Source organism: Bradyrhizobium pachyrhizi (assembly GCF_029714545.1).
Lineage (GTDB): Bacteria > Pseudomonadota > Alphaproteobacteria > Rhizobiales > Xanthobacteraceae > Bradyrhizobium > Bradyrhizobium pachyrhizi.
The window spans coordinates 6,431,741-6,457,604 of sequence record NZ_CP121667.1 but is presented as its reverse complement, the minus strand read 5'-3'; the positions used below and the strand labels follow the sequence as shown (position 1 = coordinate 6,457,604).

General features: G+C 63.8%; 19 protein-coding genes, 1 tRNA gene and 1 pseudogene. 18 read left to right on the top strand and 3 right to left on the bottom strand.

The window, feature by feature from the left end:
- Positions 1-108 precede the first annotated feature (108 nt).
- The 5 genes from QA639_RS30700 (at position 109) to QA639_RS30680 (ending at position 6,715) form a co-directional block, all read left to right on the top strand.
- Complete coding sequence (locus QA639_RS30700; protein ID WP_157348185.1) at positions 109-678, top strand: bifunctional transcriptional activator/DNA repair enzyme AdaA; 570 nt, start codon at positions 109-111, stop codon at positions 676-678.
- 422 nt (positions 679-1,100) lie between these two features.
- A complete protein-coding gene (locus tag QA639_RS30695; RefSeq protein ID WP_157348183.1) occupies positions 1,101-2,660 on the top strand; it encodes a 2-isopropylmalate synthase in 1,560 nt (519 codons plus the stop codon).
- 291 nt (positions 2,661-2,951) lie between these two features.
- On the top strand, positions 2,952-3,941 hold the full coding sequence (locus tag QA639_RS30690; protein WP_050385465.1) for a LysR family transcriptional regulator: 990 nt from the start codon (positions 2,952-2,954) through the stop codon (positions 3,939-3,941).
- Positions 3,942-4,170: 229 nt separating this feature from the next.
- Positions 4,171-5,796, top strand: coding sequence for a hypothetical protein (locus QA639_RS30685; protein WP_157348182.1), 1,626 nt, complete (start codon positions 4,171-4,173; stop codon positions 5,794-5,796).
- A 280-nt stretch (positions 5,797-6,076) separates the two neighbouring features.
- The gene (locus tag QA639_RS30680; protein ID WP_283087944.1) at positions 6,077-6,715 is read left to right on the top strand and encodes an HD domain-containing protein; all 639 of its coding nucleotides are present in this window, start codon (positions 6,077-6,079) and stop codon (positions 6,713-6,715) included.
- Positions 6,716-6,730: 15 nt separating this feature from the next.
- Here the strand turns inward: QA639_RS30680 and mobA are convergent, their stop codons facing one another.
- Positions 6,731-7,363, bottom strand: a complete 633-nt coding sequence (gene mobA / locus QA639_RS30675) for a molybdenum cofactor guanylyltransferase MobA (RefSeq protein WP_028332432.1) — start codon at positions 7,361-7,363, stop codon at positions 6,731-6,733.
- Entirely contained in the window at positions 7,356-8,240 is an 885-nt protein-coding gene (locus QA639_RS30670) for a formate dehydrogenase accessory sulfurtransferase FdhD (RefSeq protein ID WP_283087943.1), read from the bottom strand. Before QA639_RS30670 ends, mobA begins: the two co-directional genes overlap by 8 nt.
- Before the next feature lie 185 nt (positions 8,241-8,425).
- On the opposite strand from QA639_RS30670, the gene QA639_RS30665 reads away from it, so the two are divergent.
- The 4 genes from QA639_RS30665 (at position 8,426) to dapD (ending at position 15,629) form a co-directional block, all read left to right on the top strand.
- Complete coding sequence (locus QA639_RS30665) at positions 8,426-9,679, top strand: molybdopterin molybdotransferase MoeA (RefSeq protein WP_283087942.1); 1,254 nt, start codon at positions 8,426-8,428, stop codon at positions 9,677-9,679.
- Between the two features lie 207 nt (positions 9,680-9,886).
- Positions 9,887-11,599, top strand: a complete 1,713-nt coding sequence (locus QA639_RS30660; protein WP_028332429.1) for an NAD(P)H-dependent oxidoreductase subunit E — start codon at positions 9,887-9,889, stop codon at positions 11,597-11,599.
- Positions 11,600-11,635: 36 nt separating this feature from the next.
- The gene (gene fdhF / locus QA639_RS30655) at positions 11,636-14,422 is read left to right on the top strand and encodes a formate dehydrogenase subunit alpha (protein ID WP_428841081.1); all 2,787 of its coding nucleotides are present in this window, start codon (positions 11,636-11,638) and stop codon (positions 14,420-14,422) included.
- 235 nt (positions 14,423-14,657) lie between these two features.
- Entirely contained in the window at positions 14,658-15,629 is a 972-nt protein-coding gene (gene dapD, locus QA639_RS30650; RefSeq protein ID WP_050385471.1) for a 2,3,4,5-tetrahydropyridine-2,6-dicarboxylate N-succinyltransferase, read from the top strand.
- A 757-nt stretch (positions 15,630-16,386) separates the two neighbouring features.
- Here the strand turns inward: dapD and QA639_RS30645 are convergent.
- Entirely contained in the window at positions 16,387-17,340 is a 954-nt protein-coding gene (locus tag QA639_RS30645) for an MBL fold metallo-hydrolase (RefSeq protein ID WP_028332426.1), read from the bottom strand.
- A 313-nt stretch (positions 17,341-17,653) separates the two neighbouring features.
- Between QA639_RS30645 and QA639_RS30640 the strand changes: the two genes are divergently transcribed.
- The 9 genes and pseudogenes from QA639_RS30640 (at position 17,654) to QA639_RS30600 (ending at position 25,854) form a co-directional block, all read left to right on the top strand.
- The gene (locus QA639_RS30640) at positions 17,654-18,007 is read left to right on the top strand and encodes a DUF2200 domain-containing protein (protein WP_157348179.1); all 354 of its coding nucleotides are present in this window, start codon (positions 17,654-17,656) and stop codon (positions 18,005-18,007) included.
- A 1,313-nt stretch (positions 18,008-19,320) separates the two neighbouring features.
- Positions 19,321-20,325, top strand: coding sequence for a TRAP transporter substrate-binding protein (locus tag QA639_RS30635; protein ID WP_283087941.1), 1,005 nt, complete (start codon positions 19,321-19,323; stop codon positions 20,323-20,325).
- A 100-nt stretch (positions 20,326-20,425) separates the two neighbouring features.
- Positions 20,426-21,001, top strand: coding sequence for a TRAP transporter small permease (locus tag QA639_RS30630; protein WP_028332423.1), 576 nt, complete (start codon positions 20,426-20,428; stop codon positions 20,999-21,001).
- Entirely contained in the window at positions 20,998-22,323 is a 1,326-nt protein-coding gene (locus QA639_RS30625; protein ID WP_028332422.1) for a TRAP transporter large permease, read from the top strand. Before QA639_RS30630 ends, QA639_RS30625 begins: the two co-directional genes overlap by 4 nt.
- A gap of 162 nt (positions 22,324-22,485) precedes the next feature.
- Positions 22,486-23,076 (top strand): Spy/CpxP family protein refolding chaperone, encoded by a 591-nt coding sequence (locus QA639_RS30620; protein WP_157348885.1) that lies wholly within the window; start codon positions 22,486-22,488, stop codon positions 23,074-23,076.
- A gap of 164 nt (positions 23,077-23,240) precedes the next feature.
- A tRNA-Lys gene (locus tag QA639_RS30615) sits at positions 23,241-23,316 on the top strand.
- Between the two features lie 390 nt (positions 23,317-23,706).
- A complete protein-coding gene (locus QA639_RS30610) occupies positions 23,707-24,120 on the top strand; it encodes a beta/alpha barrel domain-containing protein (protein WP_157345289.1) in 414 nt (137 codons plus the stop codon).
- 3 nt (positions 24,121-24,123) lie between these two features.
- A pseudogene (locus tag QA639_RS30605) lies at positions 24,124-24,387 on the top strand (helix-turn-helix domain-containing protein); the annotation flags it as partial.
- A 216-nt stretch (positions 24,388-24,603) separates the two neighbouring features.
- The gene (locus tag QA639_RS30600; RefSeq protein WP_028336965.1) at positions 24,604-25,854 is read left to right on the top strand and encodes an acetyl-CoA C-acetyltransferase; all 1,251 of its coding nucleotides are present in this window, start codon (positions 24,604-24,606) and stop codon (positions 25,852-25,854) included.
- The last annotated feature ends 10 nt before the right edge of the window (positions 25,855-25,864 follow it).

Below are 25,864 nucleotides of genomic sequence, written 5' to 3'. Positions count from 1 at the left end.
TGATCGATCGGATCGATCTAGGTCAGCGCTGCGGGTCGCGCTGGCCGGAATCGGACCTCATCATCTTGGGCCGCTTTCCTTGATCGCGCGACGCGCTAGACTCCGCCCATGCTCAGCTTCGATGTCTGCAACGCTGCGCGGCTGCGGCGCGACGCGCGCTATGACGGCCGCTTCTTCACGGCGGTGAGGACCACGCGGATCTATTGCCGCCCGGTCTGCCCGGTGAAGCATCCGCTGCCGCGCAACGTCACCTATTACCCGACCGCCGCCGCAGCCGAGGCGGCGGGCTATCGGCCGTGCCTGCGCTGCCGTCCCGAAACCGCGCCGTTCTGTCCGGCCTGGAACGGCACGCGCTCCACGGTTGCGCGCGCGCTGAAGCTGATCGACGGCGGCGCGCTGGAGCGCGGCTCGGTCGCTGCACTGGCCGACCGGCTCGGCATCACCGCGCGCCACCTCGCCCGACTGTTCGAGCGCCATGTCGGCGCCAGCCCGCAACAGGTCGCGACCACGCGTCGCGTGCAGCGCGCCAAGCGCCTGATCGACACCACCGACGACGCTATGACCGAGATCGCCTTCCGCGCCGGCTTCGGCAGCGTCCGCCGTTTCAACGCCGCCTTCGCTGACCTCTACGGCCGCTCGCCGTCGAGCCTGCGCGCGTCTTCGCGCGGGCGGAGGTGAGGGGACGAGAAAGGGGTGGATCGCGCCTAGCCATGCGGCAACGATAGGTCAACCCACCTGACCATCTTTACCCATTGCGGCAGCTTGCCATAATCGTCTAGAACGACGGCGCACAGCGCGTCCCGGCAACCAACCGTCAATGGTTTTGTCCGAGGATTTTGGCGCTCGACAGGGTCTGGCAATGCTGATTCGCGGCCAAATTGATGGGATTTCGGGGGAGGTGGCCGAGGCTACCGCCACGATCCCTGCCGCAGCGCCCACCCTGCTTATTGGCGGCCTTCTTCTTACCTGCCCCTGAGGGCCGGCTGGGCGTTTGCGCCTGGGCACTCAGGGGTTTGTACGAGATCACCGAACCCTGATATCGCCCAAGTGATTGCTCAAGGAGCAACATGACGGGCGCAAAGCTTAAAGGAATTTCTGACATGGCCACCGCGAACAAGTCCGAGAAGGACCGCGTCATCATTTTCGACACCACCTTGCGCGACGGCGAGCAGTGCCCCGGCGCCACCATGACCTTCGAGGAGAAGCTCGAGGTCGCCGAGCTCCTGGACGACATGGGGGTCGACGTCATCGAGGCCGGCTTCCCGATCACCTCGGAAGGCGATTTCCAGGCGGTCAGCGAGATCGCCCGCCGCTCCAAGAACTCGGTCATCGCGGGCCTGTCTCGCGCCCATCCGGCCGACATCGACCGCTGCGCCGAAGCCGTGAAGTTCGCCCGCCGCGGCCGCGTCCACACCGTGATCGCGACCTCGCCGCTGCATATGCGGGTGAAGTTGAACAAGACCCCCGAGGAGGTCATCGAGACCTCGGTCGCGATGGTCGCCCGCGCCCGCAACCAGATCGACGACGTCGAATGGTCGGCCGAGGACGGTACCCGCAGCGAAATGGACTATCTGTGCCGGATTGTCGAAGCGGTGATCAAGGCCGGCGCCACCACGGTGAACATTCCCGACACCGTCGGCTACACGGTGCCGGAGGAATACACCAACTTCATGCGCACGCTGATCGAGCGGGTGCCGAACTCCGACAAGGCGATCTTCTCGGTGCACTGCCACAACGACCTCGGCATGGCGGTCGCGAACTCGCTGGCCGGCGTCGTCGGCGGCGCGCGGCAGGTCGAGTGCACCGTCAACGGCATCGGCGAGCGCGCCGGCAATGCGGCGCTGGAAGAGATCGTGATGGCGATCAATGTGCGGAACGACAAGTTTCCGTACTGGAACAAGATCGACACCACGCAGCTCACCCGCGCCTCAAAGGTGGTGTCCGCGGCCACCTCGTTCCCGGTGCAGTACAACAAGGCAATCGTCGGCCGTAACGCCTTCGCGCATGAGAGCGGCATCCATCAGGACGGCGTGCTGAAGGACGCCTCGACCTACGAGATCATGCGGCCCGAGATGGTCGGCCTGAAGCAGTCCTCGCTGGTGCTCGGCAAGCATTCCGGCCGCCACGCCTTCATCCACAAGCTGGAGGAGATGGGCTACAAGCTCGGTGCCAACCAGCTGGAGGATGCCTTTACGCGGATGAAGGCGCTGGCCGACCGCAAGAAGGACATCTACGACGAGGACATCGAGGCGCTGGTCGACCAGGAGATGGCGGCCGCCCACGACCGCATCAAGCTGACCTCGTTGACCGTGATCGCCGGCACCCATGGCCCGCAGCGCGCGACCATGAAGCTCGACGTCGACGGCCAGATCAAGATCGAGGAGGCCGAGGGCAACGGCCCGGTCGACGCTGTCTTCAACTGCATCAAGCGTCTGGTGCCGCACGAGGCCAAGCTGGAGCTCTATCAGGTGCACGCGGTGACCGAAGGCACCGACGCGCAGGCCGAAGTCTCGGTGCGTCTGGCCCATGAAGGTCGCTCGATGACCGCCCGCGCCGCCGATCCGGACACGCTGGTCGCCTCCGCAAAGGCCTATCTTGGCGCGCTGAACAAGATCGTGATGAAGCGCCAGCGCGATGTCCCGGCCAAGGCTGCGGGCTGACGAGCGAGGTCGACCGACAAGGTTGAAACGCGGCGCCTCGGAGCCGCGTTTTTTTTCAGGGGCCCATCCAACCCCGTCATCCCCGCCCAAAGGCTTCGCCGTTGTCGCTGGGATGACGGTGACGAACTGCGCTCGTAACAACAGCGGCGGGTGACCGCTTTGGGATGAAAACCGTCCAACTCAGTCATTCTTGGAATCATTTACCAATATTCCGATCCATCCCGCACTGCTTTGGAATCTTCCGCGCCATCTCCAGCGCTACGCTGCGTTCTTTCCCGGGGAACGCCGTCCATGCCGATCTCCTCCATCGTGACAGACCTTCCGCGCGCCGCCACGCCGGCGGAGACCGCGCTGACGCGCCGGGTCGACCTGACAACGCTTCGCCTGTTCGTCGCGGTCTGCGACGAGCAGAACCTCACCCGCGCCGCGCAGCGCGAGGGGATCGCGGCGTCGGCGGTGTCGAAGCGGATGAACGATTTCGAGCTGGCGTTCGGCGTCACGCTGTTCAAGCGGCTCGCCAAGGGCATGGCGCTGACGCCGGCCGGCGAGGCGCTGCTGCACCACGCCCGGGTGACGCTGCTCAATGTCGAGAAGATCGCGGTCGAGCTATCGGAATATTCGCAAGGCGTGCGTGGCCATGTCCGCATGCTCGCCAACCTCTCGGCGATCGTGCAATACCTGCCCGAGGATCTCTCCGCCTTCTTCGCGGCACATGAATTGCTCCGCGTCGATCTGCAGGAGCGGCCGAGCGGGCAGGTGGTGCGCGGCATCGAGGAGGGCGCGGCCGAGATCGGCATCTGCTCGGCCGAGGCCGACAGCCGCGCGCTCGAGGCCTTCCATTATCGCTACGACAATCTGGTGGTGGTGATGCGCGCCGACCATCGGCTGGCCGGCCGCGAGACATTGCTGTTCACCGAGACGCTCGATTTCGACCATATCGGCTTGCACACCGCGAGCTCGATCTATCTGCGCTCGCAATATGCGGCGACGCAAGCCGGCAAGGCGATGCGGCTGCGCATCAATGTGCCCGGCTTCGATGCGGTCTGCCGCATGGTGCAGGCCAATATGGGGCTCGGGCTGATCCCCGACCGCGCCTTCGAGGTGGTCGGCGCCGGCATGGGCCTTCGTGCGATCCCGCTGCGCGACGATTGGGGACGGCGCGAGCTGAAGATCGTGGTCCGCGACACCGCGCATCTGTCGGCAACCAGCCGTCTGATGCTGGACTATCTGCGGGCGATCGAAACGGATCGGGTCGGCCGGGTTGGCGGACGGGCCAGCTAAGCGATCAACGCGAAGCGTTTGCGCGGCGATCATGCTCGAACCATGAGCCAAGGCGCGATGACGATCCGACCCGATCTCATCGCCCTTTAGCGTCTCCCGCATCGGCGGGCATGCGAGCGGCGAGATTTCCGGAACGTGAACACAAGCTGCGGCAATCTGTCACACGAATGTTGCGATCGGCCCCGTATGAGGAACCCATTCCAATTTTCAAAAAATGGGGGGTCTTCGCATGTTCAAATCGATCGCCAAATCGCAAACAACTCCGCAAACATCTCGCCGCGCCATTGTCCGGCGCCTGATCGCGGGCACGACGCTCTCACCGGTGCTTTTTGCGGTCCATCCGGCGTTGTCCCAGACCGCGGGCAATCCGCACGAATTGCTGGTCAGCACCGCGGTCTACGCCGGCAACCCATCGACCGTCACCGTAGGCCAGACGCTGCCGACCGGCGCGACGGCTGTGGCGGACGGCAGCTATCCGGGGGTCTTCAACAACGTGGCCGTGGACTCGAATTTCGGCGTGACCGCGCCGGTGGTGATCAAGAAATTTCATCTGGAAGGCCGCCGGCTGCGCGAATTCGGCGCGCTGACCGTCCCGGCGGACGTGGCGGTGACGAGCTTCAGCTCCAAGTCTGAACTATCGCTGCATTTGTCGCCCGACGGCAAGGCCGTGACCTTCATGGGCTACGACGCGGCGGTGAACCAACTGGACGTTTCCAACTCCAATTCACCGAACCACGTCGACCCCACCAATCCGGACACCGGCGTGCATGCGCGCGTGGTCGCGGAGTTGGATTTCGACGGCTCGCTGCATCGGACCAAGGTCAACGTCTATAGCGGCGACAATGGCCGTGGCGCGATCCGCGCAAACAAGGTCAATGGCACCCAGGCCGACCAGTATTTCACCGTCGGCAATGCCGGCAACGGCAGCGGCACCCAGCCGGTGCTCGTTGTCAACGACACCGGCGTTCAACTTGCGACGCCCGGTGTCGATGGTTCCGACGCCGTGGTCGGCGTGCAGCAGGGCACGGCCGGCAGCAAGAATGGCTTCCAGTTCGGCTTCTCGGTTGCCCAGCTCGGCTTTGCTGCCGACAAGTCCGGCAAGGACGATAATTTCCGCGGCCTCGCGATCTCCGGCAACACGCTTTACGTCACCAAGGGCAGCGGCAGCAACGGCATCAACACCGTCTATCAGGTCGGCCAGCCGGGCGTGTTGCCGACGACGGGTACGGCCGCGTCGACGACGTTCAGCATTCTTCCGGGTTTCCCAAACAATCCCTCGGCGAACTCCGGCGCGAGCGGCTTCTATCCCTTCGGCATCTGGTTCGCCAATGCGACGACGCTTTATGTCGCCCAGGAAGGTGACGGCAATCTCGCCGACGCGGCCACGTCGCCGACCGCAGGCCTTCAGAAATGGATCTATGCCAACGGCAGCTGGAGCCTTGCCTACACGCTGCAAAAGGGCCTGAACCTCGGCACGCTCTATCATGTCAACGGCTATCCGACCGATCCGGCAACCGGCGGCCTGCGCAACATCACCGGCCGCATCAACCGCGATGGCACCGCGACGCTTTTCGCGGTGACGTCGACCGTGGGCAACTCGGTCGAGCCCGGCGCCGATCCGAATCAAGTCGTCACCATCACGGACAAGGTCGCGGCGACGACGCTTCCGGCGAACGAAGCCTTTGACGTCGTTGTGCCGCCGGCGTTCGGCATGGTCTATCGCGGCGTGTCGTTCGCTCCCGTCAATTGCGATGGCGATCACGGCCGGATGAAGGACAACGGCCGCGGCCACGACGGCGGCAACAATGCGCAGGACGACGTATGCGGCCCGACCCGGATTGCTGCGGGGCACTGATCGCCGCGACCCGGCGGAGCCTGTGCCGGCTACTTCCGGTCAGGCTTCGGCTGGATCAGGCCAGGCACGATCGGCTGAACCCGATCGCGCCTTCCGTATTGCACCAGCCTCACGATCTCACTGCAGAATCTTCACGCAGCAGGGGCCTTCCGGTTGCCGGTTCGCGGGTTAGGTAGTGGGGTACGATTCACTGCAGCGGAGTGCCGGCGCGCATGAATCGTGACGCCATTGGCCGTCCAGTGCATGCATCCGGGACGCTACACAGGGCAGGAGTGCGATGATGGCGGACACGATTTCCGGCATTCGAATCCCGGACAGCAAGATCGCGCGGGAGGCCGCCGAGTTGGTGCGGCAATATGAGACCGAGATGTTGTTCAATCACTCGGTCCGCGTGTTTGTGTTCGGCGCGCTCAAGGGTGCCAGGCAAAATCTGAAGTTCGACGCCGAACTGCTTTATGTTGCCGCGCTGTTTCATGATCTCGGACTCGTCGATCATTTTCATACCGAGACCAAACGGTTTGAGGTCGACGGCGCCGATGCGGCGCGCAAATTTCTCAGGAGCCACGGCATCGCCGAGCCCAAAGCGGACCTGGTGTGGGAGGCGATCGCCTTGCACACCACGCCCGGCATTCCGCAATACATGCGGCCGGAGATCGCGCTCACCAATGCGGGCGTATTGGTCAATGCCGTCGGCGTCGGATACGATGACTACACGGCTGAGCAGCGCGACGGCGTCCTTGCAGCGTTGCCCCGCGGCGATTTCAAGAACGAGTTCATCGAGGTTCAGACCTGCTCGGCCCTGAAGAAGCCGCAGACCACGTTCGGCACGGTCAATTTCGACTTCGTCGCGGAGCGCGATCCCACATTTCACAGGCCGAATGCCTGCACCCGGATCCGCAATACGCCGTGGCCGAGCTGAGCCGGACGGCGGACATCAGCCGCCGTCGAGCGCGGCGAGGCGGTCGGCTTCCGCGATGTCCTCGACGGTGTTGGCATTGAAGAACGGATCGAGCGGCTCGGTCGGCCACTCGACCGTTGCGAGTGGATAGCGTGCGGTCCAGCGGTCGATCTTGCGCACGTCCTCGACGACCAGCGCCTGGCGCAATTCGTTCCGCAGGCGCACGCTCCAGAGGCCGATCACCGGATGCGTCTGCCCGCCGGATGAAGCGACCGCGAGCTCGGCATTCTGCGCTCGACGCGCTTCTTCGAGGCGCGTGACGAGGTCGCGCGGCAGAAACGGACAGTCGCCCGCGGCGCTCAGCACCCATTTCGCATCCGGCCGATGGGCCGCAACCCAGTCGAGCGCGGCCAGGATGCCGGCGAGGGGGCCGGGATAGTCGGCGACATCGTCGGCGACGACCGGAAGGCCGAACGCGGCGAAGCGCGCCGGGTCGCCATTGGCGTTGATGATCAGCCCGCTGCATTGCGGAGCGAGACGGTCGATCACCCGCTGCAGAATGGTGCGGCCCGCGATCTTGCGCATCGGCTTGTCGCCGCCGCCCATCCGGCGCGCGAGGCCGCCGGCGAGCAGCACGCCCGGGATGTTAGTCCCCGGAATGTCAGTCATGGCCGGTTTCGCCCTTGCGCTTGTGACGCATCGATTCCTCTTCGACATAGTCGAGGTTCTGGTCGTAGACGATCCGCTCCTCGCCCGACAGCGCGATGAAGCGCTTGCCGCGGGCGCGCCCGACCAGCGTCAGGCCGACCTGCCGCGCCAGATCGACGCCCCACGCCGTGAATCCGGAGCGCGAGACCAGGATCGGGATCCCCATCCGCACCGTCTTGATCACCATCTCCGAGGTCAGCCGCCCTGTGGTGTAGAGAATCTTGTCGGCCGGATCGACGTTGTGGCGATAGATCCAGCCCGCGATCTTGTCGACGGCATTATGCCGGCCGACGTCCTCGGTGTAGCACACCGGCGTCGCCTCCTTGCACAGCACGCAGCCGTGAATCGCGCCGGCTTCCAGATAGAGCGAGGGCATCGTGTTGATGGCGTGCGTCATCCGGTAGAGCCAGGAGGTCCGCAGTTCGGCTTTCGGCAGCGCCACCTTCTCGACGGCTTCGAGCAGGTCGCCGAACGCCGTGCCCTGGGCGCAGCCCGAGGTCTGCGTGCGCTTCTTCAGCTTGGCCTCGAAATTGGTGTGGTGCGCGGTGCGCACCACGACGACCTCGAGATCGTCGTCATATTCGACCTCGGTGACGACGTCGTCGTATTTGAGCATGTTCTGGTTCAACAGGTAGCCGAGCGCGAGGTATTCGGGATAGTCGTTGATCGTCATCATCGTGACGATCTCCTGCGCGTTGAGGTACAGCGTCAGCGGCCGCTCGACCGGCACCTTGATCTCGGTCCGCACGCCGGTCTGATCGACGCCGACCACGCGCTCCGTCAGGCGCGGATCGTCCGGATCAGGAACAATGACGGGAGCTGTGGTTTTCTCGGGCACTGCTTGACGTCCAGATGGGTTCACATGGCAACGCAGCTAGGGATATAAGCACGTTCGGAGACTGACTGGCGACTCTCCGCCGCGTCGCGGGAACTGCCATCGATCGGTCCGGCTTTGAGGATAACGCCGCAGTTCGCGATCCGGGTCGAACAAATCTTGTCGATGGCCGAGGACCGAGGGAGATCATGGCGCAGCTTTCGGACGACTGCTTTGCATTCGGCGGACCGATGATGTCGGTCGACGAAGCCGTCGCGATCATCGCCGCGCGGGTCAAGCCTGTCGGCGAGACCGAAACCGTTGCCCTGGTGGATGCGGATGGACGCATCCTGGCCAGCGACATTGTCGCGCCGCTTGCGCTGCCGCCGTTCAAGAATTCCGCCGTCGACGGCTACGCGGTATCCGGCGCGGAGCTGCCGGCGAGCGGCGAGCGCGCGTTCCCCGTTGCCGGACGGGTGCAGGCGGGCGCGTCGGCGCAGCCGGCGCAGCCCGGACAGGCGGTGCGGATCTTCACCGGCGCGCCGATGCCCGATGGCACCGACACCGTGTTCATGCAGGAAGACGTGCGGATCGACGATGCGGGAAACGTGATCCTGCCGTCCGGCCTGAAGGTCGGCGCCAATGTGCGCCCGAGCGGCGAGGACATTCCGCGCGGCCACGTCGCGCTGGCATCGGGACGGCGGCTGCGCCCGCAGGATATCGCGGTCGCCGCCGCCTTCGGGCTCATTACGCTCGATGTGGTGCGTCGGCTTCGCGTCGGGGTGTTCTCGACCGGCGACGAACTGGCCGCGCCCGGCAGCGCGCGCACCGAAGCGCAACTGTTCGATTCCAACCGCTTCATGCTGATGGCGATGTTGCGGCGGCTCGGTTGCGAGGTCGGCGATCTCGGCATCCTGCGCGACGAGCGGGCCGAGCTCGCCGCGGCGCTCAAGCAGGCCGCGCGGCGCTACGACCTGATCCTGACCACCGGCGGGGTCTCTACCGGCGAAGAGGACCACGTCAGGGCCGGCATCGAACAGGCGGGCTCGCTGGTGCTGTGGCGGATGGCAATCAAGCCCGGCCGCCCGGTGGCGATGGGAATCATCGACGGCACCCCGTTGATCGGCTTGCCCGGCAATCCGGTGGCGAGCTTCGTCACCTTCGTCCATGTCGTGCGGCCGACCGTGCTGGCGCTGTCGGGCGCTGCGCCGTCCCCCTTGCTGCCGATGCCGGTGCGGGCCGCCTTCAGCTACAAGAAGAAGAGTGGGCGGCGCGAATATGTCCGGGTCTCGCTGCGACGGGCGGCGGACGGTACGCTGGAAGCGAACAAGTTTCCTCGCGAAGGAGCCGGCCTGCTGTCGTCGCTGATCGAGACCGATGGATTGGTCGAACTCGGCGAGTCGGTGGTGCGGGTTGAACCGGGCGATGTCGTCGGCTTTCTCGGCTACGCCGACCTGCTTTGAGAGCTGAAACGCGGTCGAGGCCGTGCAGCGCGACGAGCGCGTGATAGCAAAATCAGATCGCCCGATAGGCAAACATTAACAATGGCCTACGCGGCAACCCGACGCTGCTAGAGGCGTTCTAAAATTGCTTGCCTCTGGCATACCAGAGAATAGAGTTCGTCGAAGCAGCGCAATTCGCGCAAAGCGTGGTTCCCAAGGCGAGGCTTTATGAGTGGAGACGACGTTCACAAGGTTCGTGCGTTCGAGCATCCCGGACAGGGCAGGAAGCGAGCGAAGGCCACGCCCAAGGGACGCCAGGTCGACCCAGTGGCCGCCCATGAGATCGAGACGCTGCTCGCCGATCGTCCGCGGCAGCGCGACCTTCTGATCGAGTATCTGCATCTGATCCAGGACAAATACCATCAGATCTCGGCGGCGCATCTTGCCGCGCTCGCCGACGAGATGAAGCTGTCATTCGCCGAAGTGTTCGAGACCGCCACCTTCTACGCGCATTTCGACATCGTGAAGGAAGGCGAGCCGAACATTGCGCCGCTCACCGTGCGCGTCTGCGATTCGCTGACCTGCGCGATGCTCGGCGGCGAGCAGCTGTTGAAGGATCTCCAGAACCGCGCCGGCCCCGGCATCCGCGTGGTGAGGGCGCCGTGCGTCGGCCGCTGCGACACCGCGCCGGCTGCCGAGGTCGGCCACAACTTCGTCGATCATGCGACCGTCACCGATGTGCTGGCGGCGGCGAACAACGGCGACACCCATGTGCACCTTCCGCCCTATGTCGACTACGACGCCTATGTCGCCGGCGGCGGCTACCGGCTGCTGGCGCGCCTGCGTTCGGGCGAACTGCCGCGCGAAGATTTGCTGAAGGCGCTCGACGATGCGTCGCTGCGCGGCCTCGGCGGCGCCGGATTTCCGACCGGCCGCAAGTGGCGCGCCGTGCTCGGCGAGCCCGGTCCGCGCTTGATGGCGGTGAACGGCGACGAAGGCGAGCCCGGTACGTTCAAGGACCGCTATTATCTCGAGACCGATCCGCATCGCTTCCTCGAGGGCATGCTGATCGGCGCCCACGTGGTCGAGGCGCCCGAAGTCTACATCTATATCCGCGACGAGTACCCGGCCTGCCGCGAGATCCTCGCCCGCGAGATCGCGAAGCTCCCACCGGGTGGTCCGACGCTCCATCTGCGGCGCGGCGCCGGCGCCTATATCTGCGGCGAGGAATCCTCGCTGCTGGAATCGATCGAGGGCAAGCGCGGCCTGCCGCGGCACAAGCCGCCATATCCGTTCCAGGTCGGGCTGTTCGGCCTGCCGACGCTGATCAACAACATCGAGACGTTGTGGTGGGTGCGCGACATCGTCGAGAAGGGCGCCGACTGGTGGAAGAGCCACGGCCGCAACGAGCGCCACGGCCTGCGCAGCTTCTCGGTGTCGGGACGCGTCAAGGATCCTGGCGTCAAGCTCGCTCCCGCCGGCATCACGCTCCGCGAGTTGATCGACGAGTTCTGCGGCGGCATGGCCGATGGCCATACCTTGCAGGCCTATCTGCCGGGCGGTGCATCCGGCGGCATCCTGCCAGCGTCGATGGACGACATCCCGCTCGATTTCGGCACGCTGGAGAAATATGGCTGCTTCATCGGCTCCGCCGCCGTGGTCGTGCTCTCGCAGGTCGATGACGTCAGGGACGCCGCGCTAAACCTGATGAAGTTCTTCGAGGACGAGAGCTGCGGGCAATGCACGCCGTGCCGCGCCGGAACCGAGAAGGCGGCGCTGTTGATGCAGCAGCCGGTCTGGAACAAGGAACTGCTCGACCAATTGAGTCAGGCGATGCGCGATGCGTCGATCTGTGGCCTCGGTCAGGCGGCCTCCAATCCGCTGACCTCCGTGATCAAATATTTTCCGGACGGCTTTCGTCCGCAGCAAGCCGCCGAGTAGGCGAGGCCGAGCAGACGAATTTCGACGAGGATTTGAATGAGCAACAATCAGAACTCAGGCCTGACGATTCAGTTCGAGCTCGACGGCCAGCAGGTCGAGGCGCGGGCCGGCGAGACGATCTGGCAGGTCGCCAAGCGCCAGGGCACCGAGATTCCGCATCTGTGCTATTCGCCCGCGCCGGACTACAGGCCGGACGGCAATTGCCGTGCCTGCATGGTCGAAATCGAAGGCGAGCGCGTGCTGGCGGCGTCCTGCAAGCGGACGCCGACGGTCGGCATGAAGGTGAAGTCGGCCAGCCAGCGCGCCGTCGCGGCGCAGAAGATGGTGATGGAGCTGCTGGTGGCGGACCAGCCGGCGCGCGAGACCTCGCATGATCCGGACTCGAAATTCTGGCACTGGGCCGAGAAGACCGGCGTGACCGAAAGCCGCTTTCCCGCGACCGAGCGCTGGCACGCCGACACCAGCCATCCGGCGATGCGCGTCAATCTCGACGCCTGCATCCAGTGCGGCCTCTGCGTGCGGGCGTGCCGCGAGGTGCAGGTCAACGACGTCATCGGCATGGCTTATCGCAATCACGACTCGAAAATCGTGTTCGACTTCGACGATCCGATGGGCGAATCGACCTGCGTCGCCTGCGGCGAGTGCGTGCAGGCCTGTCCGACCGGCGCGCTGATGCCGGCTGTCATGCTCGACGACAAGCAGACCCGCGTCACCTATCCGGACAAGAAAGTGGATTCGCTGTGCCCGTATTGCGGCGTCGGCTGCCAGGTCACCTATCAGGTCAAGGACGAGAAGGTGATCTACGCGGAAGGCCGTGATGGTCCCGCCAATCACAACCGGCTCTGCGTCAAGGGCCGCTTCGGCTTCGACTACATCCATCACCCCAATCGCCTGACCAAGCCGCTGGTGCGGCTGCCCGGCGTCAAGAAGGATGCCAACGACCAGGTCGATCCGGCCAATCCCTACACCCATTTCCGCGAGGCGACATGGGAGGAGGCGCTCGACCTTGCTGCTGCGGGCTTGCGCAAGATCCGCGACGAGAAGGGCGCCAAGGCGCTGGCCGGCTTCGGCTCGGCCAAGGGCTCGAACGAGGAAGCCTATCTGTTCCAGAAGCTGGTGCGCACCGGCTTCGGCTCCAACAATGTCGATCACTGCACGCGGCTGTGTCACGCCTCGTCGGTGGCGGCGCTGTTCGAGGGATTGAGCTCCGGCGCGGTGTCGGCGCCGTTCGCGGCCGCGGCCGACGCCGAAGTGATCTGGGTGATCGGCGCCAATCCGACCGTCAACCATCCGGTCGCCGCCACCTACATCAAGAACGCCGCCAAGCGCGGCGCCAAGCTCTATGTGATGGACCCGCGCCGGCAGACGCTGTCGCGCCACGCCACCAAGCACCTGCAATTCAAGCCGGGCAGCGACGTCGCGATGCTGAACGCGATGATCCACACGATCATCACCGAAGGCCTGACCGACGAGCAGTACATCGCCGGCTATACCGAGGGCTATGACGAGCTGAAGGCGAAGATCCAGGAGTTCACGCCGGAGCGCATGTCCCAGATCTGCGGCATTCCCGCGGAGACGCTGCGCGAGGTCGCGCGCGCCTATGCCCGCGCCAAATCGTCGATCATCTTCTGGGGCATGGGCATCAGCCAGCACGTCCACGGCACCGACAATGCGCGCTGCCTGATCGCGCTGGCCCTGATCACCGGCCAGGTCGGCCGCCCCGGCACCGGACTGCATCCGCTGCGCGGGCAGAACAACGTGCAGGGCGCCTCCGACGCCGGCCTGATCCCGATGTTCCTTCCGGACTATCAGCCGGTCGGCCGCGACGACATGCGCGGCGCCTTCGAGAAACTCTGGGGGCAGGAGCTCGATCCGGTGCGCGGGCTGACCGTCGTCGAGATCATGAACGCGATCCACGCCGGCGAAATCCACGGCATGTATGTCGAGGGCGAGAATCCCGCGATGTCCGATCCGGACCTGCAGCACGCGCGCGAGGCGCTCGCCAAGCTCGATCATCTCGTCGTGCAGGACCTGTTCGTCACCGAGACCGCGTTCCACGCCGACGTCATCCTGCCGGCCTCGGCGTTCGCCGAAAAGTCCGGCTCCTTCACCAACACCGACCGCCGCGTGCAGCTGGCACGCGAGGTGATCAAGCCGCCGGGCGATGCGCGGCAGGATCTCTGGATCATCCAGGAGATCGGCAAGCGGATGGGACTGCCCTGGAATTATGCGGGGCCGGGCGAGGTCTTCACCGAGATGGCCGAATTGATGCCGTCGCTGAAGAACATCAGCTGGGAGCGCCTGGTGCGCGAGGGCGCGGTGACCTATCCGGTCGACGATCCCGACAAGCCCGGCAACGAGATCATCTTCACCACCGGCTTCCCGACCGAAAGTGGCCGCGGCAAGATCGTGCCGGCCAAGGTGATCCCGCCGGACGAACTGCCCGACGACGAGTACCCGATGGTGCTGTCGACCGGCCGCGTGCTCGAACATTGGCACACCGGCTCGATGACGCGCCGTGCCCAGGTGCTCGACCAGATCGAGCCCGAAGCGGTCGCGTTCATGACCCCGAAGGACATGCGCAAGAAGGGGCTCGCGCCCGGCGACTTCATCCGTCTCGAGACGCGCCGCGGCGCGGTCGAGGTCAAGGTGCGCGCCGACCGCGACGTGCCCGAGAACATGGTCTTCATGCCGTTCTGCTACGCGGAGGCGGCGGCCAACCTGTTGACCAACCCGGCACTCGATCCGTTCGGCAAGATTCCGGAGTTCAAGTTCTGCGCGGTCCGCGCCGAGAAGATCGATATCCGGACCGCTGCGGAGTAGCGGTCCTGGGACGAAGCGTTGAGGACGAGCCGGCCGCGCCGGCTACTCGCTCGCCCGACACGGCACCGCAAGCACCGTCGATCGACGTCCGCTCAGAGCATAAGAGCGGGTGTCGCTGCGGTGGGCCCATGTTGCCCTTTGCCCCAAAGCGGACGGGTTTGAGAGTCCGGAAGTTGCCAATTCTACGAGAACTCGCGTATGCATGACATGCAGGATCGCAGTGTGAGAAATTCAAATGACGATGGAGCTGAGGGGCGCGAGAGGCGAGGGATTTGCGACAATTGCCGCTGATGGTCGCGTGCTGGATTCCTGGTTTCTTCGGCTACACCTGGTCGCGGAGGCCGACAAGACGGCAACGGTGCGGCTGGCAAGCGACGAGATCATCAGATCGTTGGGAGAGTCGGCGGACGGATATGCACGACACGACGACATTCGCAGTGTCGACATCGTTCCAATCCGTACAGAAATTGGCTCCCTTGCATCTGCGCCGACTGACGTGCACGACGCGTATCTTCGACTCCATCTGCTGAGCCACCGGCTCGTCCAGCCGAATTGCCTGAACCTCGAGGGAGTTTTCGGTCTTTTACCTAACGTTGCCTGGACGACCCTCGGTCCCTGTGAGTGCTCTCGTGTACCGGACGCGCGAATGGAAGCACGAAAGCATGGCCTCGCGTTCGAGGTGACAGGCGTGGATAAGTTTCCGCGCATGACTGATTATGTGACGCCTGCAGACGTGAGAATTGCAGATGCGGATCGCGTAAGGCTCGGAGCCCATTTGGCTCCGGGCACGACCGTCATGCATGAAGGCTTTTGCAATTTTAACGCAGGCACGCTCGGTCCCTGCATGGTCGAAGGCCGGATCAGCGCCGGCGTCGTTGTGGGAAGCGGCAGCGACGTTGGCGGCGGAGCCTCGATCATGGGTACTCTGTCCGGAGGAGGGAAAGAGAGGATTACAGTTGGCGAGCGCTGCCTGATCGGAGCCAATGCCGGTATCGGCATTTCATTGGGTGACGATTGTATCGTCGAAGCGGGCTGTTATGTCACGGCAGGCGCGCGCATCCTTTTGGAAGATGGCCGAGTGCTGAAAGCCAAAGAACTCTCGGGCCAGAAGGGCCTTCTTTTTCGTCGGAATTCCCAGAGCGGTGCTCTTGAGGCAACCAGACGCACGCCAAATTGGGACGGCCTCAACGCGCAACTTCACGGCTAAAGCATGATCCGGAAAAGTGCGAAGCGGTTTTCCGAAAAGATCATGCTCAAACAAAGAGCTAAGGCGCGATGACGATTCAACCTAATCTCATCGCGCTCTAGTCCCCGTCCGTCAGGGGACGATCGCCACTCGGAATGCGATCTGTTTGGCGTGATCGCTGTTCACCACCAGTATGGCCACCGCCACCCCTCATAGAGGCGCCACAACGACACCACGGGTGGGCCGTATGGATCGACCCGGTCGTCTTCAGGGCGATAACGATATCGTGGAACAATATAATAATCCCACGGAGTTGGCCTTATTACGGGCGTCGGGATAATAACCCTCCTTGGTTCATGAACGACTTGTGCCTTCCGCGCCCGGGCTTCAGCACCGGACGTCCCGAGGTTGCACAGCACGAGGGCCGCTCCGAGAGCGCACGCGACGGTCATTATCTTCATGCATCGGCCTCCTTGCCTGAGAGTGCAAAAGGACTCAAGGCAAGGCAAGCTAATTCGCTCTCGGCTGGCTTGAATGACCGCTTATGGCCCGTAGCTGACCTTTGCTCAGAAGGCTGCAATGCCCGCTTTCGGGAACGAAGCCGTCCAAGCGGCCACCGCGGCTCGGCCGCTGCCTTGCTGCACCCGCGGCAACCCATCCGAACGATCGGCCCGTGACCGGGATATGCTCGGATCGCGATTCATCTCGCGGAAGCCGGGGCGCGCACCCATGATCGATAGGAGTACGCGCCCCGGTTCGGCTCTAACTCGACAGGGTCTCAGTAGTCCCAGAACACCGGCACCCAACGGAAGGCGTCACCCTCGACCGCGACATGTCCGACGGACGGGAACGGCATATGCGTGGCAACCAGCAACTCGCGGTTCGCCGCCAGCTCCCGCAACAGGCTGATCCGGGCGCGGGCTGCCTCCTCGGGGTCGTGCTCGAAGCCGTTGTGCCACTCGGGATGCTCGAACCCGACCGCGAACACGAGGTCACCGGCGAATGTCAGCCGGTCGCCGCCGGACGCCAGACGAACCACGCTGTGGCCGGGGGTATGGCCACCGCTGCGACGGACGACCACTCCGGGCGCCACCTCGTGCTCCTCGTCGAACAGCCGCAGCTGGCTCTGGTACTCTTTCCTGAACCGCTTGGCGGTCGCACGAAGCGCGTCCGGGAATCCCGGCGGCATCGAGACGCGGGAGAAATCGGGCGCCTCCCAGAACTTGACCTCGGCAGCCGCCACATGGATCCGAAGGTCCGGACGCAGCCGCTCCTTCACGCCCTCGACGAGCAGCCCGCCCACGTGGTCCATGTGCATGTGGGTCAGCACCACGTCGGTCACGGACCCAAGATCGATACCGGCGGCCTCCAGTCGCTTGACCGTCTGTCCGGCCTTCGGCAGGTGCAGGTCCGGGTCCGACCCCAGCCCGGCGTCGACGAGGATGGTTTTCCCGCCGCTTCGCACCACGACCACGTTCAGCGCCCAGTCGAACGCGTCCGGCGGCAGGAACATGTCGTCCAGCCAGGCCGCGCGGACGGCCGGCTCGGCATTGTGGGCCAGCATCTTGGTTGGTAGCGGCAGCACCCCGTCGCTGACCACCAGCACATCGATCTCGCCGATCTTCAGCGCGTAGCGCGATGGCACCAACTCGTTTGGCCCCGGCTGACCGGCGTGCGAGGCATTGTCGCGGTTCATGCTTGTCTCCTGAGTATTGCGGATCATCTGGTTCATCGTTGAAAACTCCTGCGTTCGATCCTGATGTTCGATCCCGGCGGGCCGCACCTTGTTTCCGCCCGTGGATTGGACATGGTGATGATCTAGCGGATCAGGTGTGGCGCTGCCCCAGAGCGGTTGCCGTCGCTGTAGAGCGATTGCTGCCAACGCATGCGCGCCGCCGCACGCGAGCGCCGGGGACGAAACGGGAGGCAGCAGGCCATCGCCATGCCCCCAGCCACATGCGACACTTCGGATTGGCGAAACCGGTTCAACCCAGGACTAATATTTCCTCGTCGAGACCCCGGAATACGAACGTTCGGAGCAATTGATGGCCAAGCATCGGATCTATGTAACGAGCTTCGCAAGCGTCTACCCGCTCTATGTCGCGAAAGCGGAGAAGAAGGGACGCACCAAGGCGGAGGTTGATCAGGTGATCTCCTGGTTGACCGGCTACGGTCCGAAGGAGCTGCAAGCTCAGTTGGAAAAACAAACCGACTTCGAAACGTTCTTCGCAAAGGCGCCTGAAATGAATCCTTCGCGGGCCTTGATCAAGGGCGTGGTGTGCGGTGTCAGGGTTGAGGAAATCAAAGAGCCGACCATGCGGGAAATTCGCTACCTGGATAAACTGATCGATGAGCTGGCGCGTGGAAAGGCCATGGATAAAATCCTGCGGAAGGAATGACGCCTGATCGACCGGATCCTGTCCGCGCGGCGAGACGACACTGGACTCTGATGCGTCGCCCGCAATGACGAAAGAACCGGGAAGGGCCGCTACCACTGAGTTGCCCGACGGCGCAAGCCTCCGCAGCAAAAATATTTCGCTTTATCAGAAGCGCGGCTCGGTGTATGGTTTGTCCGTCTCACCCGATTGAGGGGCGCTTCGCGGTCGTCACGAACGTGGGTCGAGATGCGGTGGACGCCGATTGCGCAACTGACGAGTGCGCATGAAGCGGACGGTGAAGTCGTGTGGTCCTGACGCCCTAGCGGCAGGTGTCTCGTCGCAAAATGCGAATGCGTTTTGCGAAGGCGGTGACAAACAAGCCCAGTCTCGCCGGGGAGAGCACGAAGTAAGCCGTAACCCATCGCGCAGGGAAAGCCGGGTTGTTTCCGGTTACACCTGTGGTCCTACCCCCGAGCTTTCTACCCATTGCTCGGGGCCCATGGGTGCGATCGGCACCCGGCTTTCCCTGCGCCCTCTGCAAGCAAGAGGGCGAGACGAAGAGCAAAGCTCGGACGATTCATGTCGCGAGAATGCAAAGCTATGAGCACTGACAGCGCAACACACTCAGCGTCGTCCCGGCGAAGGCCGGGACCCATAACCACAAATGGGAATTGTCTTGCGCGACGTCGGAACCACGAGTCCCATTCACAACACCCGCTGCGGAGTATGGGTCCCGGCCTTCGCCGGGACGACAGCGGAGGACGCACCCCCCCTCGGCACAAGCACGGGCGTCTCTGGAAAACCGGATCACCCGCATATGCATGCGCGGGTGATGACGCCGCGCTGTTTGACAACTTGAATCGAGAACCATCCCCACCGTCGTCCTGGAGAAAGCCAGGACGCATTACCCCAAATCTCAATCATTGCGCGACGCTGGGGCCCCAATCGCTCTTACAATCACATGCGATGGTTATGGGTCCTGGCTTTCGCCAGGACGACGATGAGTCCCGCCCGCAAGATCCGCCGCCGCATACGGTTCCTGCTTTCGCAGCGACGACAGCTGGCAAGAAACGCGCAGCATTCGCGCCCGGCGAACCCGCCATTGCCAAACCTCGCATTGACCTCGTTACCGTGGCCGGGCACAGCGTGCGGGCGGTGTCATTGAACGGTCGCAAGAGCCGAAGGGAATACCGCCGCATCGGATTTTGCAGTGCAGCAATAGCGCAATTAGCCCCTGCTAAAGGGGCAATGGCAATGCTCGTTGCTTGTCTGTAATGGTGCGCACAGATCTCTCGGGGCCGGTGTTCGTGCTCCGCAATTACGCGGGAGGAAACATGTGTAAACTCATTTTGGCTGCGGCTTCGATCGCAGCCTTGACCTTTGTCGGGCCGGCGTCGGCGCAGTCACCGATCGTTCTCAAGTTCAGCCACGTAGTGGCCACCAACACGCCGAAGGGGCAGGCGGCCGAGAAGTTCAAGGAACTTGCCGAAAAGTACACCGGCGGCAAGGTGAAGGTCGAGGTCTATCCGAACTCGCAGCTCTACAAGGACAAGGAAGAGCTCGAGGCGCTGCAGCTCGGCGCGGTGCAGATGCTGGCGCCGTCAAACTCGAAGTTCGGCCCGATCGGCGTGAAGGAATTCGAGGTCTTCGATCTGCCCTACATCCTGCCCGACCTGAAGACGCTGCGGAAGGTCACCGACGGTCCGCTTGGCGCCCAGCTGCTCAAGAAGCTGGATTCCAAGGGCATGACCGGTCTCGCCTATTGGGACAACGGCTTCAAGCAGATGAGCGCGAACAAGAAGCTGGTCGCGCCCGCCGACTACAAGGGGCTCAAGTTCCGCATCCAGTCGTCCAAGGTGCTGGAAGCCCAATTCCGCTCACTCGGCGCGATTCCGCAGGTCATGGCGTTCTCGGAAGTCTATCAGGCGCTGCAGACCGGCGTGGTCGACGGCCAGGAGAACACCTGGTCGAACATCTACACCCAGAAAATGCATGAGGTGCAGAAGTACATCACCGAGACCAACCACGGCTATATCGGCTACGTCGTGGTCGTGAACAAAAAATTCTGGGATGGACTGCCGGCCGATATTCGCGAGCAGCTCGACAAGGCGATGAAGGAAGCCACCGCTTACGGCAACAGTCAGTCGGCCAAGGAGAACGAGGACGCGCTGGCCGAGATCAAGAAGAGCGGCAAGAGCGAAATCGTCAAGCTGACGCCGGAACAGGACGAGGCGATGCGCAAGGCGATGCTGCCGGTCTACAAGGACGTGGCCTCACGCGTCGGTCAGCCTCTGATCGACGAGTTTCTTAAAGAAACGGGCCGCGGCCCGATGAACTGAGCGGAGGTCAGAAACCGCAAATGAGATGGAGCCAGCGGCCGGAGCGGCCGCTGGAAGGGGGCACGGCGCGGCGCATCCGCCCGGCCGTGAGGGGAGATTGATGCTGCTGCGTATTCTTGACCGGCTCGAAGAGATACTGATCGCGACATTGATGGCGGCGGCGACCTTGCTGATCTTCCTCGCCGTCATGCATCGCTACCTGATCGGCATCCCGTTCCTTTATCCGATCCTGTTCCCGATCAACCTGTCCTGGGCGCAGGAGCTTTGCATCTACATGTTCGTGTGGGTCGCCAAGTTCGGCGCGGCCTACGGCGTGCGAACCGGCATCCATGTCGGCGTCGACGTCGTGGTCAACCAGCTTAGATCGCCGTGGAAGAACGCAGTCGTCCTGTTCGGTCTGTTCTGCGGCGCGTTCTTCACGGCGGTGATCGGCACCATGGGCGCCAAGTTCGTGTGGGGGCTGATGCACACCGACCAGGTTTCGCCCGATCTCGAGATCCCGAGCTGGATCGTCTATCTCTGCATTCCGCTCGGCTCCTATTTGATGTGCTTCCGCTTTCTGCAAGTCGCGTACGCCTATTTCCGCACCGGCGAGCTGCCGCATCACGACCATGCCCATGTCGAGGGCGTTGAGGTCGATGCGCCAGGTGCTGGCGTCGCGGAGGTGACGCGATGACCAGCCTCATCATCTTCGGTCTCCTGATCGCGCTGATGCTGACCGGCATGCCGATCTCGATCGCGCTCGGCCTCACCGTGCTCACCTTCATCTACACGATGACCAATGTGCCGACCGAGTCGGTGGCGCTGAAGCTGTTCACCGGGATCGACAATTTCGAGATCATGGCGATCCCGTTCTTCATCCTCGCGGGCAATTTCCTGACCCATGGCGGGGTGGCGCGGCGAATGATCAATTTCGCCACCTCCATGGTCGGACACTGGTACGGCGGGCTGGGACTTGCCGGCGTAATGGCCTGCGCGCTGTTTGCCGCGGTGTCGGGATCCTCGCCCGCGACCGTCATCGCGATCGGCTCGATCATGATGCCGGCGATGGTGAAGCAGGGATTTCCCAAACGCTTCGGCGCCGGCGTGATTACCACGTCGGGCGCGCTCGGCATCCTGATTCCGCCGTCGATCGTGATGGTGATCTATTGCGTCGCCACCGGCGGCAGTATCGCGCTCGATCCCGCCGGCCATCGGGTGTCGTCGGCGTCGGTTGGACAGATGTTCATCGCCGGCGTGATACCCGGCCTGATGCTGGCGACGCTGCTCGGGTTCACCACCTTCTACCGCGCCTGGCGCAACGACTATCCGCGGCTGCCGAAGGCGAGCTGGGCGGAGCGGGTCACTGCTTTCCGCAAATGCATGTGGGGATTGCTGCTGATCCTGATCGTGCTCGGCGGCATCTATACCGGCATGTTCACGCCGACCGAGGCGGCTGCGGTCAGTGCGGTCTATGCGTTTGTCATCGCCGTGTTCGTCTACCGCGACATGTCGCTGAAGGACGTGCCGAAGGTGCTGCTCGGCTCGGCCAACATGAGTGCGATGATCCTCTACATCATCACCAATGCAGTGCTGTTCTCGTTCCTGATGGCGAACGAGAATATCCCGCAGCAGATCGCGACCTGGATCACCTCGGTCGGTGTCGACTGGATCGTCTTCCTGCTGATCGTCAACGTGCTGCTCTTGATCGCCGGCAATGTGATGGAGGCGTCCTCGATCGTGCTGATCATGGCGCCGATCCTGTTCCCGGTGGCGGTCAAGCTCGGTATCCATCCGGTGCATCTCGGCATTCTGATGGTGGTCAACATGGAGGTCGGCATGTGCCATCCGCCGGTCGGCCTCAATCTCTACGTCGCATCCGGCATTGCCAAGATGGGGATCACCGAACTGACAATCGCAGTGTGGCCGTGGCTGCTGACGATGCTGATCTTCCTCGGCGTCGTCACCTACGTGCCGGAGATCTCGCTGTGGCTGCCGCGCTTGCTTGGAATGATCTAGCGCAAACAACAGACATCCAAGGCGCGACCTCGCGCCTTGGATGTTTCTGCAATGCAATGAAAGCGGATTACATCTTGGTAACAGAGCTCTCTCTGTCCAATCCGTAAGTTGAAGGCGCGGGCGGGCGGCATCATCTTCGAGCAACCTTCAAAGGAGGTTCGTATGAAGAAAGTTCTGCTCGCCGGCATCGCGGCGCTCACGATTGCCGGTTCGACCGCGGTCTATGCCCAGCATCGTCCCTGGTTCCACGGCCATATGCGGATGAGCCCCGAGGATCGGGCCGCCTTCCTCGACGCGCGGATCGCCGCCGTCCACGCCGGGCTGAAGCTCAACGCCGATCAGGAAAAGCTGTGGCCGCCGGTCGAGGCCGCGGTACGCGACTTCGCCAAGATGCGGCTCGATCGCGCCAATGCGCGGATGGCCGCCGAGAAGACCGATGCGGACAAGTCGCAGAAGCCGGATGATCCGGTCGCCCGCCTGCGCGAGCGGGCCGGCAACATGGCGGCGACCGCGGCGTCGCTAACGAAGATCGCCGATGCCGCCGACCCGCTCTACAAGACGCTCGACGACAACCAGAAGCGGCGGCTGAGCATGCTGACCCATATGGAAGGGCGCGGCTTCGGCGCCGAAGGCTGGCGCCGCCACCGCCTCGAGCGCGGCATGGATCGCTGGGAGCGCGGCGGCCGCGGCTTCGATCACGACCGTTTCGACCGCGACGACGGCCCTGATCAGGAGCGATCCGGCCGGCTCTGAGCGCCGTCCGTCGGCACCTTCGCCAAGCCTATGAAAGACCGCCGGATTCCGGCGGCCTTTCGGTTGTCAGAAAGTCGGGAAAACTTGCTTGAGCTTGCTGGACATCGGGGAATCGCTTTGCTAAACGACCGCTCTCTTGCGAGGGTCATTTCCGGACAAGTTCCGGGCGCATAGCTCAGTTGGTAGAGCAGCTGACTCTTAATCAGCGGGTCCCAGGTTCGAGCCCTGGTGCGCCCACCAAGCTTTCATAGCTTAGGTTCGCCCTCGTAACGGTCATCCCGGCCAGCGGTCGCGTCTGTTCCGACAACCGCTATTGCCTGCTTCCTCACGCCGCTCCCTGATCCATGCTCTCATGCTAGCGCGTGCGCTTCGCACCGGCTGGCGAATTGTCGGGGCATGTCCGCTATCTCGCGCGGAATTTCGATCGCCGCTCGGCCGCGGTCTGAATTTGACGAAGTTCACCACGACGGATCCGCGATCACTGCGCTGACAGGCGTTGGGGTGAAGGTGCGGGCTGAGCGCGGGGCGCCCTGCGGCGAGGGCGGTTGACAGGGGAGAGCGCCCACTTTAATCACCTGACTAATTAATCAATTAATTAAAGCCCAAAACCCTAGGGAAAGAATCCGCCTGATGCTGGCCGGCCAGAGACATCCGAAGCTGCTTGCCCCGCGCGGCCGCGGCTTCACTTGGCTGGAAAACCAGGTGTTCGTGCATTCCGTGCGCAGCGGTCTCGAACAGGCTGAGCATGACCTTGCCGAGCCCGCCGCGCGCTTTGCCGAGCGCAACGTCGGTGTGATCACCGCGGGCAGACCGAACGCCGGAACGACCGGCCATCGCGTCAGACCGTCGATCCCGGAACAAGCCGTGCAGCACCGCTGCAATCGCCCACGCGGTGCGCGCCGCGGACCCCTGCCGCCAAATCCCGCACATCAGTTCGGGCGCGCGAGCCATGCGCGCCTGGCCGTGATGTCGCGGATCGGCGTCTGCCGTCCGAAGCAGAGTGGGCTTCGTTCACCCGTATGGAAAATGAGGAGTGAGGCGTAAACGATGGGACGTCGATCTGAGGTACTGATGGCGCAAGAGACCGCCGGCACGGACAACCGGCGCGTGATCCAGGTGGTGTCGCGCGCATTCGACATCGTGCGTTGCTTCGAAGGTCGAAGCATACGCCTGGGAAATCGCGAAATCGCCGATCGCTGTGGTCTTCCGCGATCGACGGTCTCGCGTCTCACGCTGACCCTCACCCAGATCGGCCAGCTGATCTATCTGCCGCAAGAGCAGAAATATGCTCTCGGTCCCCACGCCGCCGCGGCCGGCGCGCCGTTGTTTGCGCAGGGTTGCGACAAGCCTGTCTGCGCCGACGAGCAGCAACTCCGGCAGGTACCGCGCTTCGGGTACTTCGAAGATCAGCGCAACTCAATTGCCGAGCCGCTTGCAGTGACGCCACACCGTTGACGCCTCGCGGAAACGGTTGGGACTATCGGTACGAGCGCAAGCTAACGAAACATCCGAAGCAAAGGGAAACGCATGTCTGAAGCATACATCATTGACGCTGTTCGCACGCCGCGCGGCATCGGCAAGCCGGGCAAGGGGGCGCTGTCGCACCTGCATCCGCAGCATCTGGCCGCGACGGTGCTCGGCGCGCTCAAGGAGCGCAACAAGCTCGACACGTCGACCGTCGACGACATCATCTGGTCGACATCGACTCAGGAAGGCAAGCAGGGCGGCGATCTCGGACGCATGTCGGCGCTAGCGGCGGGCTACGATATCAACGCCAGCGGCACGACGCTGGATCGTTTCTGCGGCGGCGGCATCACGTCGGTGAATCTCGCGGCAGCGTCCGTGATGTCGGGGATGGAAGATTGCGTCATCGCCGGCGGCACCGAGATGATGAGCTATCAACAGACCCTCGCAGCCGAGCGCTCCAAGGCCGGGCAGCCGGCGCGGATGATGGGGTCGGGCAATCCGGCGCTCGACGAGATTCATCCGCAGTCGCACCAGGGCGTGTGCGGCGACGCCATCGCCACGCGCGAGGGAATCAGCCGCGAGGCCTGCGATGCCCTGGCGCTGACGAGCCAGCAGCGCGCCAAGCGGGCCATCGATGAAGGCCGCTTTGCCAAGTCTGTGATCCCCGTCCTCAACGACGACGGCAGCATTGCCCTTAATCGCGAAGAATTCCCCCGCCCGGAAACCACTGCCGAAGGACTGGCTTCGCTGAAGCCGAGCTTCGAGCAGCTTGCCGATTTCGATCTCGGCAACGGCGTGACCTTCAAGAAACAGATCCAGCGCCGCTATCCGGACCTCGAGTGGAAGGGCGTGCATCATGCCGGCAACAGCTCGGGCGTGGTGGACGGCGCCGCCGCGGTGCTGATCACGTCGAAGGCATATGCCGAGAAGCACGGCCTCAAGCCGCGCGGCCGCATCGTGGCTTATGCCAATCAGGGTGACGATCCGACCTTGATGCTCAACGCGCCGGTTCCGGCGGCCAAGAAGGTTCTGGCCAAGGCCGGCCTGGCCAAGGACGACATCGACGTCTGGGAAATCAACGAGGCCTTCGCGGTCGTCGCCGAGAAATTCATCCGCGACCTCGAGCTGGACCGCGAGAAGGTCAACATCAATGGCGGCTCGATCGCGCTCGGCCATCCGATCGGCGCCACCGGATCGATCCTGATCGGCACGGCGCTCGACGAGCTCGAGCGCAGCGGCGGACGCTATGGCCTGGTCACCATGTGTGCCGCCGGCGGCATGGCGCCGGCCATCATCATCGAACGCATCTGATCGCGAAAGG

What these genes read in the sequence shown, in the direction of transcription:
- QA639_RS30640 (WP_157348179.1), top strand. Translation starts at nt 17,654, where the DNA reads ATGGCCAAGCATCGGATCTATGTAACGAGCTTCGCAAGCGTCTACCCG.
- QA639_RS30630 (WP_028332423.1), top strand. Translation starts at nt 20,426, where the DNA reads ATGCTGCTGCGTATTCTTGACCGGCTCGAAGAGATACTGATCGCGACA.
- QA639_RS30660 (WP_028332429.1), top strand. Translation starts at nt 9,887, where the DNA reads ATGAGTGGAGACGACGTTCACAAGGTTCGTGCGTTCGAGCATCCCGGA.
- QA639_RS30685 (WP_157348182.1), top strand. Translation starts at nt 4,171, where the DNA reads ATGTTCAAATCGATCGCCAAATCGCAAACAACTCCGCAAACATCTCGC.
- QA639_RS30690 (WP_050385465.1), top strand. Translation starts at nt 2,952, where the DNA reads ATGCCGATCTCCTCCATCGTGACAGACCTTCCGCGCGCCGCCACGCCG.
- QA639_RS30635 (WP_283087941.1), top strand. Translation starts at nt 19,321, where the DNA reads ATGTGTAAACTCATTTTGGCTGCGGCTTCGATCGCAGCCTTGACCTTT.
- QA639_RS30645 (WP_028332426.1), bottom strand. Translation starts at nt 17,340, where the DNA reads ATGAACCAGATGATCCGCAATACTCAGGAGACAAGCATGAACCGCGAC.
- mobA (WP_028332432.1), bottom strand. Translation starts at nt 7,363, where the DNA reads ATGACTGACATTCCGGGGACTAACATCCCGGGCGTGCTGCTCGCCGGC.
- QA639_RS30625 (WP_028332422.1), top strand. Translation starts at nt 20,998, where the DNA reads ATGACCAGCCTCATCATCTTCGGTCTCCTGATCGCGCTGATGCTGACC.
- dapD (WP_050385471.1), top strand. Translation starts at nt 14,658, where the DNA reads ATGACGATGGAGCTGAGGGGCGCGAGAGGCGAGGGATTTGCGACAATT.
- QA639_RS30600 (WP_028336965.1), top strand. Translation starts at nt 24,604, where the DNA reads ATGTCTGAAGCATACATCATTGACGCTGTTCGCACGCCGCGCGGCATC.
- QA639_RS30665 (WP_283087942.1), top strand. Translation starts at nt 8,426, where the DNA reads ATGGCGCAGCTTTCGGACGACTGCTTTGCATTCGGCGGACCGATGATG.
- QA639_RS30695 (WP_157348183.1), top strand. Translation starts at nt 1,101, where the DNA reads ATGGCCACCGCGAACAAGTCCGAGAAGGACCGCGTCATCATTTTCGAC.
- QA639_RS30610 (WP_157345289.1), top strand. Translation starts at nt 23,707, where the DNA reads ATGCTGGCCGGCCAGAGACATCCGAAGCTGCTTGCCCCGCGCGGCCGC.
- fdhF (WP_428841081.1), top strand. Translation starts at nt 11,636, where the DNA reads ATGAGCAACAATCAGAACTCAGGCCTGACGATTCAGTTCGAGCTCGAC.
- QA639_RS30680 (WP_283087944.1), top strand. Translation starts at nt 6,077, where the DNA reads ATGGCGGACACGATTTCCGGCATTCGAATCCCGGACAGCAAGATCGCG.
- QA639_RS30700 (WP_157348185.1), top strand. Translation starts at nt 109, where the DNA reads ATGCTCAGCTTCGATGTCTGCAACGCTGCGCGGCTGCGGCGCGACGCG.
- QA639_RS30620 (WP_157348885.1), top strand. Translation starts at nt 22,486, where the DNA reads ATGAAGAAAGTTCTGCTCGCCGGCATCGCGGCGCTCACGATTGCCGGT.